This window comes from Actinoplanes sp. NPDC051537 (assembly GCF_055586105.1).
The window spans coordinates 1-16,062 of the sequence record NZ_JBVJIU010000034.1; the positions used below are offsets into that span (position 1 = coordinate 1).

Here is a 16,062-nt window from a genome sequence, read left to right on the forward strand (position 1 = left end):
ACACGAACGCGGTCGAAATGTTCGTCGACAGGGAGCCGGCCGCCGACTGCACCTGCCGGCCCATCAGTTCGAAATAGTCGGTGGAGCCGTTCGCCGGCAGCATCGCCGTCACCTGCGCGGTCCGCGCGTTCGAGCCGGTCGCCGTGGCGGGCAGAATGTTGCGGCCACGCGGCGCCACGATGCTGCCGTTCTTGCCGATGGTGGCGATCCAGTCGATCAGGTCGGTGTCGGCACCGAACGCGACCGTCCCGTCCAGCCGATACCAGCCCGCCACCGTCGGGGTGATCCGGGACGTGTTGGTGGCGGTGTCGTGGAAGCCGTGGGTGTCGACATCCTCCGAGCCGCTGCCGAAGGTGATGCCGACGTCGACGTTGGAGGCGATCGACTGGGTGGACTGCTGCAGCAACCTGACCAAAGGCTTCCCCGCCGACGCGGCGGCGAGCGCCGCGTAGTCGTTGTAGTTGGTGACCCCGCCCGCTACCGCCGTCACCGCCGGTCACCCCCAATCGTGTTTAGATGGCCCATACGCCCGCGTCCAGCAGCACGACCTGTTCGGCGCCCGCCGTGTGGGCGGTGACAACGCCGTTGACGGAGCGGGTGACCGTGAACGTCCACGCCGAACCGGACCCCGAAATGTTGGTGATCAGGACTTGTTCGGGGCCGAGCTTCGCGCGGATCGACACCGCCCCAGTGGTCCACGGTTCGCCGTTGGAGTTCATCGACCAGCTCGTGGCGGTCGTGGTCACCCCAGACGACAGGACCGTGTTCGCCGGCGCCCACAGCGAGGTCGCCGAATCCCACACGCCGGTGTTCCACACCGACGCCGGTGATGTGTCGACCGTGACCTGCCAGCCCGGGCCGCCCGCCTGCCGCGGGGTGATCGTCTCGGTGATCCCATCAATGATCTGGTCGATCGTGCCGACCCCGGAGATCGTCGGCTGGTTGGTGCGCTGCAACCGGGAGCCGATCACACAGGTCAGCCAGTCATCCACCAAACCCGGGTTGGCGGCCAAATCCAGGACGGTCGACGGATAGTTGGCGCCCTGCCCGTCGACGTTCACATGAACACGCCACTGGGCGTGCGGGATAGTGTCCGCGTCGTACAGCACGTCCAGGGTGGCCTTGTCGGCGATCGTGCCGCGCCGCTCCCGATAGGCCGTGCCGGCGGCGTAGGTGGCTGAGGAGCCGCCGGCCCGTTCCACCGTCCACTGGTTCGGGCCGCGCGCATCCAGTTTCGGGACGAGCACGTCGGTCGGGTCGGTGCCGCGGGAATACCGGTAGGTGGACATGTCGACGGTCAGGGAGACGGGCCGGTTGTACCGGTTCGAACGCGGGTCGTGGACGTAGCCGAAGCCGCCCTCGTACAGCAGCCCACCGGATTCGGAGTCGACAGCCTGCGTGAGGAGATCCTTGAACGCGCCCGGCCGTTGCGCGTTCAGCACAGTCGGGCCGCTCGTGTACGGGGCGCCGAGCACCGTCAACGGCACCCGTTCCTCGGCGGCCAGCCGCAGCGCCCGCCGGTGGGCGGCCTCGTACGCCCATGCCCGATCCGAGCGGGGTTTCGTGCCCAGGGTCAGGTCGTCGTAGTAGGGCAGGCTGATCGCGTACACGTTGTAGACGGCCACATGCGACACCAGGAAACGGATGCCGTACGGGTCCACGCTGCCGGTGGTGTTCACCTGATCCGGGTTGATCGTGACCCGGGTGGGGGCGCCGATCGTCCCGGCGACCGAGTTGGTGGCCTGCGCGGCCGCGTTCACCGAATAGGTGACGTCGATGTTGCCGCCGTTCTGCACGGCCCGGACGGCGAAATTGGCGATGGCGCTGAACGCCGACGACGTGGTGATCACGTCGGTGGTGGTGCCCGCCGCATCGTTGTACGCGCGGATGATGTAGCCGGTGGTGGTGGCGATCAGCGCCCAGCGGGCGTGGGTCCCGGACGGGGTTTGCCACTCCATCAGCCGCATCGACGTGACCCCGCCACCCACGTTCGGGGTGAACGAGGCGTGTTCCATGCTCACGGTCCACGCCGTCGCCGCCGTCGCCGGGACCGTCGCCGACAGTTTCGCCCCGGCGGCGAGGGAGCAGAACGAGCTGGTGCCGTACAGGGGGACCAGGTTGTCGTCGTCGGTGCCGTTCACGTCGAACTCGAACACGGCCGGGCCGGTCGGCACCAGCGGCGGCTGGTCCGGGTAGGCCGACGCTGCGCCGGTGGCGCCGGCTTTGTCTTCGCACGGCCACAACGCGATCGGCGGCACATCCGCCTTTAACACGGAGCGGGTCAGCGGGGACACCGCATCGGCGGTGATCTTCTCCAGGCGGGAGCCGATCCCGCCGAGGGTGATCTGCGCCTGCGAGCGGGCGGTGCCGGACGCATCCACCCAGAAGGTGGGCTGCACGTTGGTCAAATAGCCTTCGAGGCGCTGCGTTTGGGGGGCCTGCGCAACGATGTTGTCGTAGGAGAACACCACCGGCAGGGTGTTGGACACCCCGGACTGCACCCAGCAGTAGGTGCCGAGAAAGAAACTCCCGGCCACGTTCGCCGGGACGGTCTGGTCGACGAGCCAGGTGGCCGGTTCGGTGCCGGACGCCAGCCAGGCCCGGCACCGCAGCCGGCCGTTGACCAGTACACAGCGGGCCCGGATCGCCGTTCCGGCGCTGTAGGTGAGGCCGGTCTGGATGACGTTGGAGACGACGGCGGTGGGGGTGGACGACACGTACGAGTAGACGGTCCAGGCGATCGCCCCGCCGACCTTGAAATCCACCAGGCAGAGCAGGAAGTTGGAGCCGGACGAGTTGCGGTGCAGCTGGATTCCCGCACTGTTGGTGCCGCCCGTCGACACCGCGGGAATGCTGACGTCGAAGGTGACGTCCAGGTCGCGGTGCGTTTCGCTGAGCCGGTTCCCGGCGACCGTGTTGACGGTGCCGATCGACACCAAGCCTTTGCCGCCGGACACCGACAGGCCGGAGGTCAGCCCCCACGCCTGCCCACTGTCGGCGGTACCCCAGCCGGAGCCGACGGTCCGCCCGAACGTGTCGGTCACGTACGGGGTTTGGGTGGTGCGCAGCGACAGACGGGCCGGAGTGCCCGCGTCCACATACGGCCAGTACGGGCTGGTCTCGAGGAACGGGGTCAGGGCGCCGTCGTCGTTGGTGCACACGATCCCGGACGCCTGCCCGGTCTTCGCGTTGCCGGCGCCGACGACCACACCCTGGCTGATCGTGACGGGGGAGGCGACCAGCCGGGCGGACAGATCTGTCCACACCCACGTGTCGGGGTCGGCGGTGAGGTCAGCACCCCAGGCCACCTCGAACTGAAGATCGACGTCGTCGTCCGGCCAGGCCACCAGTGCACCCCCGAACGAGTTACGCCATGTGCCCTACAGTTCGCGCGTCTCCGCACCAAGCCATAGGTCGAACCGGTCGCACACCGCGGCGAGAAGCCAGCCAGGGATCAGGTGGATGCGGTGATGCCACCGCGCCCGACCGGACCGGCGGCCCAACATCGTCGGGACGTAAGCGAGGTGGGCGAGCCAGTCGACCGCCGTGACCAGTCGCAGCACTTCTAGCTGCCCAACGCCATCGCCGGATCACCGTTGTACGACAGCTGAATGTGATCCCGCAGGACGCGGATCATCGGGTCCACGACCGGCTCGTCCTTCCAGCTCAACTGCACCGGCACCGCCCCCACGGACAGGCTGCGGGAGATCTGCGCGTCCATGCTGCCGCCCAACCCGACGTCGAACTGCTGACCGGCCACCAGGCCGGTGACGTCGGCGAGGGTGTCGGCGAGGTCGGCCTTCTTCGAGTCGATGCCGCCGATCAGACCGCCCATGATGGCCTGGCCGGCGCCGACCAGCAGCTGCCGGTCCTTCTCGATCGGCCCCTTGTGGGCTTGAATGAAAGATCCGATATCGCCGAGGTAATTACCCAATGTGCCGATCATCGACGCGATGCCGTTGATCAGGCCGATGATCACGTTCTTGCCGGCGGCGATCAGCAGCGAACCCGCGTTGGCGAACACGTTCTGGATGTACACGCGGGCGTTGCCAACGTATGTGCGCAGGGTGCCGAAGTACGAGCCCACCCCGTTGATCAGCCCGATGATGGTGTTCTTGCCTGCAGCGACCAGCCAGGTGCCGGGCGAGACGAGGGCGTTGATGACGGTGGCGCGGACGTTGCCGAGGTAGGTGCGCAGCGAGCCGAGCGCCGACCCGACGCCGTTGATCAAACCGATCACGGCGTTCTTGCCGGCGGCGACGAGCCAGCCCGCGCCCGACCCGACGGTGGCGATGATCCGCTTGCCGAGGTCGGCGGCCGTCGAGGTGAGGGAGCCGAGCAGGCTTTGCACCCCGGCGATCAGCCCGAGGACAAGGTTCTGCCCGACCTCGATCATCTTGGTGGACGGGGAGGCGATCCCCAGCCCGGCCTTGATCAGGCCCAAAATCGAGGTGGGGCCCTCCCAGAACACCGCGGCGAGGAACCCGCCGATGTTCGCCAACGCCACGCCGATCCCGGCGAGCAGGCCCTCGATCAGGGCGCGGCCGATCGACGGGCCGTTCGCGATCAGATACTGGCCGGCCGCCGTCACGCCCTGCATCAGCAACTGACCGAGCCGCTGCCCGAAATTGCCGGAGCCGCTGTCGCCGGAGAACAGGGTGGAGCCGATGTTGCGGAGCTTGTCGACAAACGAGCTGATCTTCGATGAGACCGTTTCGATGGCTTTCGCCGCGTCGATTACGAACCCGGCGACGGTGGCGAAAAAGTCGGTGATCTTCTTCTGGTTGGCGGGGTTCGACAGGAAGTCGTGAACCTTCTGCAGGCCGTCGTTGAAGCTGTCGATCGGCGACTTGCCGGACGTTTGCTGCGCCCCCGTGATGATCGAGAACAGGTCGCCGACAATCTTGAAGACGAGCTTGCCGGTGTCGAAGATTTCGTGCAGGGCGACCGCGGCCTTGTCGAAGAACGTCTGCAAGCCGCCCGACTTCTCACCCGCGAGAATCCAGTTGGAGAACTCGGTGACAATGTCGGCGAGTTCCCGGCCCAGCGCCGCCAGGAACGGGCCGGCCGCCTTACTGAGCGCCCCGAACGCGGGCACCAGCTTCGACGTGACCGCATCGCCGATCGAGGCGAGGCCCTGCCGGAAACCCTCCGCCCCCGCCTGCAGGTCGGTGATGAACTTCGGGGTGGAGATGGCGGTGCCGAGGTTGCGGAAGAACTTGTTGAACGTGTCCGCGTACGAACCCAACGTCGTCTTCAGCGCGGGAATCCACGCCCGGCCCACCTGCAGCACCGTCTGATCCAAGTTTTTGAACAGACGTTCCTGCACATCCAGGCGCAAATCCTCGAACGCCGGCTTGAGGCTCTTCACCGCGTTGACGAACGCCTGCGCCGACGGGGCCAACTTGGTCAGCTGCTTCGCGACCCCGCCGCCACCGCTGGCGACCTTCTCCTGCGCCGCGGCAAGCGAATCCTGGGCGGAGGCGAGCCCGTCGGCGGCCGACTTGACGCCGTCCATCGCCGAGGCGACACCGTCCTGCGCCGACGCCAGAGCATCGGTGGCGTCGAGCACTCCCCGCTGGGCGTCCACCACACTCTGCTGGGCGTCGGTGACCGCCTGATAGGCGTCGGCCTGGTCCGCCAGCGCCGACTGGACCTTGTCGGAGCCGTCGACACCCTTCGCGTTCGCGTCAGCCGTCTGCTCCGACAGGTCCTTGGTGGTGTCCTTCGCGTCCTCGAGCGTCAACACGGCCCGCTGGTAGGCGAGGTCGGCGCGTTGGATGTCGGGAATGTTGCCGGTCAGCTTGACCGCGTTCAGCTCACGCAGGGCGTCCTGCACGGCCAGGGCAGCCTCTTGCTCACCCAACTGGGCGCCCTTGAGGCTGCGGTTCAGGTCGTCGATGTCGTTGGCGGCTTCCCGGCGCGCCTTGGAGATCGCCTCCTGGGCTTGCTGGGCGCGTTTCTGGGCCTGCGCCACCCGGTCCTCGGCCTGCGCCACGTTCTCCTGCGCGGCGACTACACCCCGCTCCGCCGCCTCCAGGGACCGCTCGGACGCCAGCAGGGACCGGTTCGCGGAGACGATGCCCCGCTTCGCCGCCTCCACCTGCCGGGACGCTGAGGCGACCTGCCGGGCCTGCTGCGCCGCCTGATTGCCGGCCCCGCCGGCCCCGCCGCCGCCTGAGGCGGGTTTGAACGCCTCCGCGATGCCCTTGAACCCGAGGCCGAGCGTGCCGACCGCCGCGCCGAGGCCGGACAGGGCAGCCGGGATAGCTGCCGCCGCACCCGCGACCGCGGTCAGGGCGGGCACGGCGAGAGCGGCAGCCGCGGACAGGCCACCCATCGCCGCCGCCGCGCCGACGAGCAGGCTGATGACGGTGCCGATCGGGCCGGTCGCCGCCGCGATCGACCCGGCCAGCTGCGACCCGCCCTGCGCGGCCGCGCCCCCGAACTGCTGCAGGCCTGACGTCAGGCCGGACAGCGCCGACCCGGCGCCGCCGATGTCGGGGGTCAGCGACCGGAACAGGCCGGAGATCTGCGAGAACCCGGACTTGTCCACATCCAGTTTGATCTTCTGTTCGCGGGTTTTCGCCAGCATTGCCCGCACCCGCGCCTCAAACGCGGCCGTGTCCGGGTCCAGGTCGACGTTGACTTTCTGGCCGCGCAGGTGCTGCGACAGGCGTTCGCTGTCGACATCCACCTCGACCGGCACCCGGACGATGCCGACCGAGTCGCGGATCTGCCGGCCCAAGTCCAAGTCCTTGAACGCGGACTCGACCTCTTTGCGCAGCGACTTCGCCAACGCCGACGCCGAGGCGACCACTTCGACCGAGACGGTGCCCACATTCACGGGGGAGGTCATCGAACCTCCCCTCGGCGTACGTCAGGAGACGAACGGCAGCGGGTTACGCAAGCGGCTCTCGACCAGTTCCGGGTAGGTGTTCACGACAAAGTCGACGAGGTCGCTGACACGCTGGCGAATTGATTCCTCAAGCCACAGAGGCCGTTAACAAAGTGACCAATCTCGCCCGACTGCGACCTGCCCGACCACGGGTGCCGTCATTCAGCACCCCCGCCGCACATCAATCGCCGGGGGAGACCATCCCGAGGTTCCGCAGCCGCTGCGCCACATCGGCGTCGGCTGCCTTCACCGCCGCCGGTTTGTCGCCGCGGCCCTTGCCGGGCAGTTCGATCGGTTTCGGTTTGCTGCCCTTGCCGCCCGAGCGTTGCCAGTTCGCGCCGGCCAACCGCAAGTCGATCTGCCGGAGCAGCAGCTCCGTCATCCCCCACGGCGCCATCGGCCCGCGTAGCTTCCGGGACATCGCCGAGTCGGGGATGCCGCCCAACTGGTGGATCAGGTTGAGGAGTTCGCGGGCGGGGAGGCGGCCGGCTTCGGAGCCCGCCGGCCCGTAGACCGCTTCGGAGAGGCGGAGGTGGTAGAAGCGCCGGAAGTCCGCCTCGAGCTCTTTCCAGTGCTCCCGGAGGAGCCGCTCGAGGCCGAGCCTTCCCCCGACTTCGCCCCCGAATGCGCCAGCCACCGTTCGAACAGCAGGAACAGCACCGTCGTCGGGACCTGAACGTCAGCCCATGCCTTCGCCTGCTCGGCGCCGAACATCTCGTCGAACAGGGCCATGAGTTCGTTGACGTCGAGCTGCTCCGCAGTCTCAATCTTCAACTGAACGCGGTAGTCCAGGTCCGCGAGGTGCGGCAGCGTCCACTCCCGGCCGCCGAACGTGAACACATACGGCGTCTTGCGGATCTCCGCGTAGGCGGCGTCCAGATCGTCGAGCCCGGGCGGCGTCTGCGCGGTCACTGCTGGCCCGCCTCAGCGTTAGCGGCGACCTGGCCGCTGAGCTTCTCCGGCTCCCAGCCGGGGATGCCCTCCCGCGGATCCCGGGCCGGCCTGCCCCACGCCGCGATCAGCTTCGGCTTCACCGGCGCCGTGGGAGCGGCTTGGGGTGGGGTCAGCAGGTCGATCGACAGGCTGTCCAGGGCCACGGTCAACGCCAGCAGCGGGGCGCCTGTCTCCTCGTCGCATCCCACGGAGTAGTCGACGATGGGGACGGGTGCGCCGTTGACGGTCGCCACCCACCCATCCGCAAACTTGGTGATCTTCACATCGGTTGGCACGGTTTCTCCTTCGCGGGATCGCGGGATAAAGACGCAGCCGGCCTCCCGCGTGGGACCGGCTGCGTCGATCAGGGGACTAGAGGAGGAGGGTGCTGTCGTAGATGTACCGGTACGAGTAGTTGTTGCTCGAATCCGGGTACGCCTTGATCGTGAAACCGATCGTCGTCGGATCGGTCGACGCCCACGTCGTGTCGTCCTTGTCGGTCACCTGACCCAGCGGCACCACGATCCGGTACAGCCGCGCCCCGTCGATGCCGTGCAGCACCCACGTGCGGATGTCCCGGCCCGGCGCCTTCTCCGCGATCGACACACCCCACGCCTGCTGGGTCAGCGTCGACCCGCCAAAGTAGATGCCCAGCGTCTGCGCGTTCTGCTCCAGACAGACAACCTTGAACGACTTCACGTACTGGCCGGGGATCGACGCGGCGAGGCTGTTGTTCTGCCACATGAACACGTCGTTGAAGTCCTGCTCGCTGGACTCGACGACCCCGTCGTCGGTGAGCGCCCCAAGCTCCTTGTACACCGACGTGTTCAGGGCGGTGGTGGCGTCGGTGGGCAGGGTCGGGTTGGTGACGCCGTAGCCCGACACCGACACCAGCCCGTTCGTGTATGCGCGGATCTTGGTGATGTCGACCGCCATGGGTCATCTCCTTTTCGAAGGCATGAAAAAGACCCGGCGGTCGGCCGGGTGAAAGGGTGATACGCGCGGGATTCGGAGGGAGCGGTGACGCCCTATCAGCTGGGCATCTGAATGACCTGGAACTTCACGTCCGTGGCGTTATCGCCGGAGATCTGCAAGGTGTTCGAATAGTTCGACACCTCCCACGGGCCGAGCAGAATGCTCGTCTGCGCCGCGATCGGGCTGGTGCGGGCGGCCGCAGCCAGACCGTCGACCGTTCCCGTCGGAGTGACCGTGACGTTGCGGCCCAGCGAGGCGTTGCCGTTCGAGGCGATCACGATGACGCGGCCGTCGTTGACGATCGAGTTGCCGTTGGCGACGTCCGCCGCGGTGCCGGCGGGGAACGTCGTGCCGGCCTTCGACGGGGCGATGATGTTGGTCAGCGGGGTGCGGGCCATGGGTTCCTCCGGGCATGACGAAAGCCCGGCGGACTACGCCGGGTGGAATGAACGGGTTGATCAGATGAGGCCGTGCAGGATCACGCGGTACGTGGCCGACCGGCGATAGACGTCCGGGTCGGGCGCCCAGAACGGCGCGGTCACCGTGAACGTGCCCGTCACGGTTATGCCGTCGTCCCACGTGAACTGGGGCAGCACGAACCGCGTCAAATACCGGGTCTGCTCAGCCGCCGCCCGCGCGTGGTCGGCGTCCTTGGCGTACCAGTCCACGTCGAGCAGAACTGAGTCGAGGGTGAGGGCGGTGTCGCCTTCCCCCGCGCCGCGCTGGACGTGGCCGATCGGTGCGGTGAAGTTCCAGTTGTGGGGCAGCCGCGGATCGGCCCACGTCTTCTTCTGGTCCTGCCGCTCGTGGAACCAGGCGGCAAGCCGGGTTTCGGCGTCCGGGTAGCCGGTCACAGCCTCGCCGCCTTGAGAGCGTTCCGCAGCACGTGCCGTGCCGGCGTTCCGGGATGGTGGACCTTGGCGTAGGGATGGGCTGCGCCCGGCCAGGCGAGGGCCTTCTTCCCCTTCGGTTCGATCACGTGCGGCCGGGACCCGAACTCGAGGACCGCACTGTGGCCGGCGGTGGCGGTCACCCGCACGCCGGCCTTGCCGCGGGTCAGGAACCGTTCCCGTTTCAGGCCGCGCCGGTATGCGCCGGTACGTTCCGTAACGGAGAAACCCGCTGCGGAGATGACCCGGTCGCCGCGGTGCTCAAGGTTGCGGAACACGCCTTCCTGGCGGCAGGCCGCGTTGATTCCCGATCGGCTGGCTTTGAAAGTGACGCGGGCACCGCTGGCCACAACCGACCTCCGTCACCAGTAGCCGGGATAGTCCCAGCGCGAATCGGCGGGAGGGAACGACCAGACGGGTGCGACGGTGACGCCGTAGTCGCTGGTGCCGCCGGCAGCGTTGTTCGCGGCGATCAAATCCTTGAGCTGGATGTCCAAACGCTTCTCAAGGTCGTTGGCGCGTTGCAGGGCCTGGTCGTCGTCCGGCCACGACCGTTCGATCATGGCGGCGGCGTACAGGGCCACACACACCGACGCGGCGGCGTAGCTGCTGGCGGCCATCGGGGTGACCCGCGCCGACACCCACGCCACCCCGTCGGCGATCAGCCGGTCCACGCTGATTCCGGGTGGGGTGGTCGTCGAATCAAAGGTCCACGCGTACCCGTCAGCCGAGCTCACCGTGCTCGACACCGACCGGACCAAAGTCCTCCTCGGCACGTAGTTCGCGACCCGGCTCCGCCCCGGTGTCCACGTCGGCCCGCCCGCGACGGGGGAGGCGGAAACGTACACCTCGTAGTCTTCGGCGCCCTCGCCGGTGCCGGTGACTTCCCAGTGCAGCACCCAATGCCCGGCTGCGCTGTAGGTGACCGGCGTGGAAGCTGTCCAGCGTTGCGTGTACTGGACGGGGCTTGTGTCCGGGATCGGCTCGAGCGCACCGGCGGAGACCGGGGTCGGTGCGCCGGTGCCGCCGGGTGTGGAGACGGTGAGCGCCGCGACCGTGGTGTTGTCGGCGGGGAAAACGTCCAGGTATGGCAGCTCGGAATCGTTCACGCTGACGTCGGAAGCCACGATCAACCCCCCATGTTGAAGGTCGGTCCGCGCAACGTTCCAGCGGTCAGTGTTGCCCTGCTGGTGCCGGCGGTGAACACCCCTGGCCGCCGCTGAACGGCGACGCTGCCGGTAAAGGCGACGGGTGCGCCACCGGTGAGGCTGACGCCTGCGATCGGCAGGAGCGATTCCCGGGCGGTGAACGTGACCGTGCTGCCGGCCATGAGGGCCACGCCGGGAAGTGCGGTCAGCAGCGACTGGGTTCCGAACGTGTCGAGCGCCCCGTACGGTTGTGTCCCGCCGGTGGTGGCGTTGAGTTTCGTCGCTGCCGCGAAGGATGCGGTGACACCGGCAGGTGTCACCGAGCCGGGCATCACCGTCATGGCGACACCGGTCGCGGCAGTAGCCGGGGAGGATCCCGAACTGCTGCCGCCCGGCTGGACGCCGAGAACAGCCCCCACGGTCACCTGAGCGGCGGTACCGGCCCCGATGGTTGCGCCGGGTGCGGCGGTGAGGCTGGTTGCGCCCGGCACACCCAAGGTGACGGTGGCTTGTGTTCCGCCCGGCTGGGTGCCGCCAGGCTGGGCGGCAACCACGGTGCTCGAAGCGATGACACTCGCGGCGCCGGCTGCCGGGCGCGCCGAGCCGGACTGCACTGTCAGCAGGGTGGCCGCGATCAGCGTCGGCGAGCCGCCGCCGGCGATGGTTCCGCCCGGCTGGACGGTGAGCGTGGTGTTCGCGCCGATGCTGACCGGGCTGCCGCCGCCGATGGTTCCCGCGGTTGTGGCGGCGAGCGCGGCGCCGACTGCCGCGGTGACCGGGCTGCCGCCGGGTGTCGTTCCACCCGGGGTGACGGCGAGGATGGTTGAGCCGGTGAATGTGTCGCCGGTTGCGCCGGCGAGGGTTCCGCCCGGCCGTGCGACGAGAGCCGTGGCCGCGTTCAGGGTCGACGAGGCAGCCGCCGGGGTGGCCCCGCCCGGTCCGGCGGTGAGCGCGGTTGCTGCGGCCAAACTGGCCGGTGCACCCGCCGGGGTGCTGCCTGCCGGCTGCACCGTCAACGTGGTGCCGGTGGCCTCGGACGAGACTTGGAAGGCGACGAACAGCATGTACCGGTCGGCGACCGCGTTCGTCCACGACACCGACGGGGTTTCCGCCGCGGTCCCGGCGGGCGCCTTGACCGCGACCGAGCCGGCGACGCCGGGCGACCCCGACCCCAGCGCCGTGTTGACCTGTTCGACGTAGCCGGTCGACCACACGTAGGCGGAGGGGGCGCCGAGGGTGGTGCTGTGCAGCGCCGCGAACGCCATCCCCAGGGAGTTCGCGGCAGTGAGCGCCGGTGTGGTCAGGGCAGGCGTCGAGGATCCGATGCTGGCGTCGAGCCCGGCAACCGACGATGCTGCCGTGTCGACGCCGGCGGTGTTGGTGACCCGCACCCAGAGCGCTTCGGCGTTGAAGTTGCCGCTGGTGGTGACGACCGCGCTGCCCGTGCCACCCTGCCGGGAGAAGATGTAGGCGCCTTGGTTGTTGACGCGGGTGGGCTCGAGGTTCCAGCCGGACGGGGTGGACACGACGGTGTCGGAGTTGACGCACAACACGTCGTACGTGTCGGTGCCGGTGGCCCCGCCGCCGGTGTAGGTGAGGGTGGTGCCGGCTCCGCCGTTGGCGAATGTGAACGCCTGCGGCGCTCCGGTCACATACGGGGTGGTCGCGGCCGCCGCGGTCAACGAGTTCGGCGCGCCCGCGGGGATGGCTCCGCCGGGCTGGACGGTCAGCGTTGTAGGCGCTGGCGGAGCGTGGGTGGCCAGGAGGACCGGATGCCCGTATCCGAGGACCGGCACGCTGGCAGTAGAGACACTGGTGCCGACGACGGCCGTCTGGTTTGCGCCGCCGCCCGTCCAGTCCAGCACCGGCGACGCGGTGGCTGGCTGGTCAAAGACCCACATGGCGAGCGGGTTCAGGTCGAGCCACGTGGTAAGTGAATACGGCAGCGACTGCACCTGGTCGTCGGTCAGGGCGTACCCGAAGACGGCCGCTGCGGCCATGTCTCCGTTGAACGGGTTTCCCAGATTGGGCTCGTTGCCGAGGCGCGCCTTGTCAGGAAACGCGGACGGATTCGGCATTGTGCCGGTCCCGACGTCACTGGACATGACCCCGGTGCCGTACACGTATCGCCAGAACGTCGCCGCATTCGTGCCGGACGGCTTCGCCGCCGCAACGAACACCCAGCCGTCGCTGGTGGTGACGGTAATCGCTGACGACGAGAAGTTGGCGACCCCCGTCTGAGTCATGCAGACGATCTGATCGACGCCGCTGATGTTCAGGAAGCTGATTAGCCCGCCGGCGGCGCCGAGTGAAACAAGCCTGTGGTTGGTGGAGTTGGCGTTCCGCTTGAACACAGCGACGAAGGTGCCGGCCTGAAAGGTGCTGAGCGCTCCTGCGGCGACGTCGATGTAGCTGGTGTTGAAGCTGCGGGCCACCGGTCACCCCGCCTGCGGCTAGGTGGTCGTGTACGTCAGCGCGAGGGACACGACTTCGGCGTCACCGGTTGCCGTGTCCGAGCCGTTCGCTGCGGCCCGGGCCAGCCGGACCACCACGAAGTCGCCGGCCGCGACCGAGTCGGCGTTGGTCAGGGTGATCGACGTGTCCAGCAGATACCCGGCAGTCGCGGGAGCAGTAGCGGTCGCCGTGTTCGCCGACCCGAACCCCTTCGCATCGACGTCCGTGGCGTCGCCGGTTGTGACCGCGGCGACCCGCACGTCCCAGACGATGCCGCCGGTGGTGGCGCTGGCCATTTTGAAGCTGACTACCGCGACGGGGGAGCTGGCGTAGTCGGCGGGCATTCGGAACTGCCACGTGCACCATTCCTCGGTGCTGGCGTCGAACAGCAGTTGGAGGCTGTAGATGCCGGGTGCCGTCGCCGCCGACTTGATCCGCTGTATGCCAGGGGCGGCGTTGCTGGTCGAGCCGTCGGGCAGGATCGCCGCTCCCGGAGTGAGCAAGATCGACCCCGTGGCCATGTCAGCCGACCGGGATCGTGTAGATGCCCTCGACCGGGGTGGACAGGTCGAAGTTGCCGCCGCCGCCGGTCTGGTTCGACCCGAAGTCGAACAGGCCGATCAGCGGCTGCGTCGCCGCGGTGCCCGGCGTCCGGTCGGAGATCACCAGATAGCGGTAGGGGCCGGCCGAGAACGACGTCCACAGGGTTGCGTCGGCCAGGTCGAGGACGACGATCGCGGAGCCGATGTTCAGCCAGGTGACACTGCCGTCCGCGACGGTCGTCCCGGCGACGGTCGGCCACGTGGGGGCGGAACCACCCGAGGTGCCCGCGACCACGGCCCGGTACAGGAAGCCGTTACCGGCCGACGGCCGGCGAACCTGACCGACCGTGTACGCGGTGGAGGTGGCGGCAGTGGACGCCCACGAGTTCGCCGCGGTCAACGCGAACGAGCCGGTGACGGTGGCACCACCGGACGTGTAGCCGGAGCCGGTGGACAGTTCGGCCGAGAGGTCGCTGACGTAGCGGTGGGTGTTGAGCGCCGGCGTGTACGACGAGGTGTGCAGGCTCGCGCGCAGAGTGTCGCTGTCAAGATCAGCTTCCTTATTGAGCAAGCTGAGGAAAGCCGACGAAAAAAGCTGAAACTGGACGGTAGGCATGGGCCCTCCTTCGGGCAGCAGGAACAGGCCGCCCGAAGCGGCAGGAGAGAGAGAAGAAAATCACGCGCGGAACGCGGTGACACAAACAGGGGGGGTGGAGGGCCGGCCGTTCCCCGAAGGCCGGCCCTACACGCCTAGGTCAAAACTGCCGCATTGGAGCTACTTCGCCGACGCGACCAGCGACTTCAGCTCGGCCCGGTCAGCCTTCTCGACGTCCGCCCGGCTGTAGCCCTTGCCGACCAGGTACTCGACGAGCACCGCGTCCGACGAGCGCCCGTCCGGGGTGCCGCCGAGCTCGGCGAGCTTCGCGCGGGCCTCGGCGCGCTTCGCCTCGACCTCCCCGTTGTTGTCCGACTTGGCGGTCGCGTCGGCGGCAGCCTGCTGCTGGTCGCCGTTGACGGTGCCGTTGTCCTTCTCGTCCTCTGGCACCAGACCGTTGTCGCCGACGGTCACCGGGTCGCCCTTGTCACCGGTCGGGGTGTCCTCGGCGAGAACAAACTGCTCGCCGTCGCGGACCACCCACTCGAGGAAGTTCTCGGCGACCAGCCGCCTTGCGTCGTCCGAGTCGACGTTGGCCGCTTCGAGGATGCCGCCGCGGTAGATGTGGCCGCCGGCGGCGCCGTTCGCGCCGCGGTACATGGTGAGGGGCTGCTTGCCCCGGAGAAGCTTCTCCGTCATTGTCAGCTCCCGCTCAGGTCGACGTGATCTTGACTGCGGCGCCGGGCTCCTGGACGATCGGCACCCCGACCCGACGGCCCTGGATCTTCCAGCCGTCGTTCTCCTCCAGGCGGATCTTCTTCGACTGCACGCCGTTCGCCGGACCCGTGTAGCCGCCGCCCTGGTCCTCCCAGCCGATCGAGCCGAGCTGACGCGAATCCAGCAGCATCACGTCCACGCCCGCCGGCATGTTCGTCGTCTTCCACACGTTCAGGCCGGCGATCCGGGCCAGGCGACCGGTCAGCAGCAGCGAATCGTTGCCCTCACGCGGCGCCCGCTCGATGACCTTCGCCGCAGCGATCAGGCGAGCCCACCGGTTCGGGGTCGCCAACACCGTGTCGACCTCGTAGCCCTGGTTCAGGCTGTCCACGACCGACGCGCCGAGGGTGATGTCGGCGAACGGGTCCGCCGACGAGTTCGACCATGCCGCCGCAGCCGCCGACGTCTGGGTGACGGCCGACGCGACCGCCGACAGCACCAGGGCGTCGAAACCGAACGCGATCCGGTTCGCCAGCTTGATCAGCTTGCGGTTGGCGATGTCCATCCGGTTCCGGGCGACCAGCTTGTCGGAGATCATGGTGGCGAGGCCCCAGTTCTCCACCGTCGCCATCTGCGACACCGCCGACGGCTCCGCGGACAGCGGGTACTCCATCAGGTCGTCGATGCGCTCGGCGAGCGACGCCGCCATGATGGCCTCGGACACCTCGAAGTTGACCGAACCCGTACCGGTCAGGTCCACCTCACCGGTGAGGATCTTGTCGCCGACGAGGCGCTGCTGCGTCAGCGTCCGCAGCATCCGGTAGATCAGAACCGGGCTGTTGACCAGCCGGTTCACGGTGATGTTGTCGCCGGACACCGTGGGGGCGGTCGGCGAGTAGATGTTAGGCAT

Annotated in this window: 16 protein-coding genes; all 16 read right to left on the minus strand. The window is 68.5% G+C overall.

All coding sequences use genetic code 11. The annotated features are described in order from the left end of the window. Positions 1 to 490 (minus strand): hypothetical protein (locus ACZ6TB_RS47100; protein ID WP_465567863.1); only part of this gene is annotated, 490 nt, incomplete at its 3' end. Positions 491 to 512: 22 nt separating this feature from the next. Beyond that, positions 513 to 3,347, minus strand: coding sequence for a hypothetical protein (locus ACZ6TB_RS47105; RefSeq protein ID WP_465567865.1), 2,835 nt, complete (start codon positions 3,345 to 3,347; stop codon positions 513 to 515). 218 nt (positions 3,348 to 3,565) lie between these two features. After that, positions 3,566 to 6,841, minus strand: coding sequence for a phage tail protein (locus ACZ6TB_RS47110; protein ID WP_465567868.1), 3,276 nt, complete (start codon positions 6,839 to 6,841; stop codon positions 3,566 to 3,568). Positions 6,842 to 7,079: 238 nt separating this feature from the next. After that, positions 7,080 to 7,280, minus strand: coding sequence for a hypothetical protein (locus ACZ6TB_RS47115; protein WP_465567870.1), 201 nt, complete (start codon positions 7,278 to 7,280; stop codon positions 7,080 to 7,082). Between the two features lie 71 nt (positions 7,281 to 7,351). After that, a complete protein-coding gene (locus ACZ6TB_RS47120; protein ID WP_465567873.1) occupies positions 7,352 to 7,810 on the minus strand; it encodes a hypothetical protein in 459 nt (152 codons plus the stop codon). Next, on the minus strand, positions 7,807 to 8,127 hold the full coding sequence (locus ACZ6TB_RS47125; protein WP_465567875.1) for a hypothetical protein: 321 nt from the start codon (positions 8,125 to 8,127) through the stop codon (positions 7,807 to 7,809). The genes ACZ6TB_RS47120 and ACZ6TB_RS47125 overlap by 4 nt, the downstream gene beginning before the upstream one ends. A gap of 76 nt (positions 8,128 to 8,203) precedes the next feature. Continuing rightward, positions 8,204 to 8,767 carry a phage tail tube protein gene (locus tag ACZ6TB_RS47130; protein WP_465567878.1) on the minus strand — a complete coding sequence of 188 codons (564 nt, stop codon included), beginning with the start codon at positions 8,765 to 8,767 and terminating at the stop codon, positions 8,204 to 8,206. Positions 8,768 to 8,862: 95 nt separating this feature from the next. Beyond that, positions 8,863 to 9,204, minus strand: coding sequence for a hypothetical protein (locus ACZ6TB_RS47135; protein WP_465567880.1), 342 nt, complete (start codon positions 9,202 to 9,204; stop codon positions 8,863 to 8,865). Between the two features lie 60 nt (positions 9,205 to 9,264). Further along, positions 9,265 to 9,660 carry a hypothetical protein gene (locus ACZ6TB_RS47140; protein WP_465567883.1) on the minus strand — a complete coding sequence of 132 codons (396 nt, stop codon included), beginning with the start codon at positions 9,658 to 9,660 and terminating at the stop codon, positions 9,265 to 9,267. After that, positions 9,657 to 10,046, minus strand: coding sequence for a hypothetical protein (locus tag ACZ6TB_RS47145; protein ID WP_465567886.1), 390 nt, complete (start codon positions 10,044 to 10,046; stop codon positions 9,657 to 9,659). The genes ACZ6TB_RS47140 and ACZ6TB_RS47145 overlap by 4 nt, the downstream gene beginning before the upstream one ends. Positions 10,047 to 10,058: 12 nt before the next feature. Next, entirely contained in the window at positions 10,059 to 10,823 is a 765-nt protein-coding gene (locus ACZ6TB_RS47150; RefSeq protein WP_465567889.1) for a hypothetical protein, read from the minus strand. A 2-nt stretch (positions 10,824 to 10,825) separates the two neighbouring features. Further along, positions 10,826 to 13,279, minus strand: coding sequence for a beta strand repeat-containing protein (locus ACZ6TB_RS47155; protein ID WP_465567891.1), 2,454 nt, complete (start codon positions 13,277 to 13,279; stop codon positions 10,826 to 10,828). An 18-nt stretch (positions 13,280 to 13,297) separates the two neighbouring features. After that, positions 13,298 to 13,801, minus strand: coding sequence for a hypothetical protein (locus tag ACZ6TB_RS47160; protein ID WP_465567894.1), 504 nt, complete (start codon positions 13,799 to 13,801; stop codon positions 13,298 to 13,300). Positions 13,802 to 13,820: 19 nt separating this feature from the next. Continuing rightward, positions 13,821 to 14,456: a hypothetical protein gene (locus tag ACZ6TB_RS47165; protein WP_465567897.1), complete on the minus strand. Its 636-nt coding sequence runs from the start codon at positions 14,454 to 14,456 to the stop codon at positions 13,821 to 13,823. A gap of 159 nt (positions 14,457 to 14,615) precedes the next feature. Then, positions 14,616 to 15,134, minus strand: a complete 519-nt coding sequence (locus tag ACZ6TB_RS47170) for a hypothetical protein (RefSeq protein ID WP_465567899.1) — start codon at positions 15,132 to 15,134, stop codon at positions 14,616 to 14,618. 13 nt (positions 15,135 to 15,147) lie between these two features. Beyond that, a complete protein-coding gene (locus ACZ6TB_RS47175) occupies positions 15,148 to 16,062 on the minus strand; it encodes a phage major capsid protein (protein ID WP_465567902.1) in 915 nt (304 codons plus the stop codon).

Excerpts from the sequence above, each read along its gene's own strand:
- ACZ6TB_RS47170 (WP_465567899.1), bottom strand. The coding sequence starts at position 15,134 with ATGACGGAGAAGCTTCTCCGGGGCAAGCAGCCCCTCACCATGTACCGC.
- ACZ6TB_RS47165 (WP_465567897.1), bottom strand. The coding sequence starts at position 14,456 with ATGCCTACCGTCCAGTTTCAGCTTTTTTCGTCGGCTTTCCTCAGCTTG.
- ACZ6TB_RS47175 (WP_465567902.1), bottom strand. The coding sequence starts at position 16,062 with ATGCCTAACATCTACTCGCCGACCGCCCCCACGGTGTCCGGCGACAAC.
- ACZ6TB_RS47135 (WP_465567880.1), bottom strand. The coding sequence starts at position 9,204 with ATGGCCCGCACCCCGCTGACCAACATCATCGCCCCGTCGAAGGCCGGC.
- ACZ6TB_RS47130 (WP_465567878.1), bottom strand. The coding sequence starts at position 8,767 with ATGGCGGTCGACATCACCAAGATCCGCGCATACACGAACGGGCTGGTG.
- ACZ6TB_RS47115 (WP_465567870.1), bottom strand. The coding sequence starts at position 7,280 with ATGACGGAGCTGCTGCTCCGGCAGATCGACTTGCGGTTGGCCGGCGCG.